General features: G+C 66.6%; 2 protein-coding genes. One reads left to right on the top strand and one right to left on the bottom strand.

The features are described 5' to 3' along the window. The coding region (locus tag FNH05_RS38995; protein WP_222426829.1) for a DUF4158 domain-containing protein at positions 1-849 on the bottom strand (849 nt) is incomplete at its 3' end. Positions 850-1,047: 198 nt separating this feature from the next. Here FNH05_RS38995 and FNH05_RS37145 point away from each other — a divergent pair. Next, positions 1,048-1,549 (top strand): SRPBCC family protein (locus FNH05_RS37145; protein ID WP_186382938.1); only part of this gene is annotated, 502 nt, incomplete at its 3' end.

Genomic DNA, 1,549 nt, shown 5'->3' with positions numbered 1-1,549 from the left:
GGCCCGCGGGGTGGCCAGCAGGTAGGCGATGGCGATCATGGTGACGATCCCGGCCCAGAGCAGGGCGTTGTCGAAGCGCCATGGGGTGAACAGCAGGCCGAGCCTGCTGGGCACGGTGGTCTGGATCATCATGGCGCCGGAGATGTTGGCCAGCGCGAGGCTGGTTTTGCCCTGGCGGACCCAGATGATCGCGTTCATGATCTCGGGCAGTTCGGTGGCGATGGGGGAGAGCAGCAGCGCGGTCACCGCGCCGGACAGGCCCAGCATCGGGCCGATCGCGCCGAGTTGGTGCACGAACAGTTGCGAGGCCAGGAAGATGACGGCCAGGGTGGCCAGTGTCTGGGCCACCACGGCCCAGGTCGCGGGTGAGGTGCGGCGGGGCTGGCACTTCAACGGCGCCAGCCATTCGTTCTCGCCGGGCTCATCGCCGCCGCTGCGGATCAGCAGCGTGGGCGAGTCGTGCTCCATCGCTCGCGCGAGCAGGAAGTCGTCGAGTTCCTTCAGCTCGATCGTGGACGGCGGTCGCCATCCCAGGTACTGCGCGACCAAGCGCAGGTGCTCGGTGCGGGTCTTGGCCGGCTTGCCGTAGGTCCGCAGGTCGTTCGGGTTGACACCCAACCGGTCAGCGAGCCGTGCCACGGCCACGGGTGGCGCCGTGGACACCTTGTCCGGCACGAACCCCGACCACGGCAGCGTGCACAGCGCCACGGCCAAGCCCAACCGGTCCGCCGGGCCACGACCTCGACCGGGATCGACAAAAGCGACGTCCGCCGAGGTCAGCGTGAAGAGCCGGAACAACTCATCCCGGCCGACCTCCGGGAACCCCCGCGGATTGCTCCAGCTCCTCATCCGCGAACACCTGCCCCGCCACCCACGCCTCCAGGAAGCATCCGAAGATCCCCAGCTCAGAAGCCTAATTCGCGATATCCGCCTGAAATTTCCTGAGTACTACGGGCACCCCGGGAGGCCGGCGGCGCACGAGGCGGACCACCCGATGTGACCCAGTTAACTTATGTCACGACATATATGTCGTGTAACTTGTTCGATATGAACACTTCGGAGTTCCTGCACAACTTCATCGACACCCTGCCTTCGGGCGAGGCCCTCAACAAACGCCTCGGCGTCGACGGACGCCACGCCCGCACGGGATCTGCCGACCGCGCACTCAACGGAGGAATGACCATGCAATTCGACAACACCCTGACCATCAACGCGCCCGTCAGCGAGGTCTTCGCCTACCTTGCGCACCCCGAGAACCTCCCACGCTGGAACTACGCGCTCGACCACACCGAGCAGACCTCCCCGGGACCGATCGGCGTCGGATCGACCTACCGCCAGACCCGCACGCTCCCGCGCCCGGCCGAGGAGCACTTCCGCATCACCGAGTACGACCCCCCGAACCTGCTGACCGCGAAAGGCGACTTCGGCCCATTCGCCGGAACCACCACCTACCGGCTGACCTCGCTCGACCAGTACGCCACCCGACTGGTCAACACCATCCATCTCACCGCCTCCGGAGCTTTCAAGGCCGTCGCCGCGATCGCAGGAC

This window comes from Amycolatopsis rhizosphaerae (genome assembly GCF_007713715.1).
GTDB classification, from domain to species: Bacteria; Actinomycetota; Actinomycetes; order Mycobacteriales; family Pseudonocardiaceae; genus Amycolatopsis_E; species Amycolatopsis_E rhizosphaerae.
This window is presented reverse-complemented; position numbering and strand designations above follow the sequence as displayed.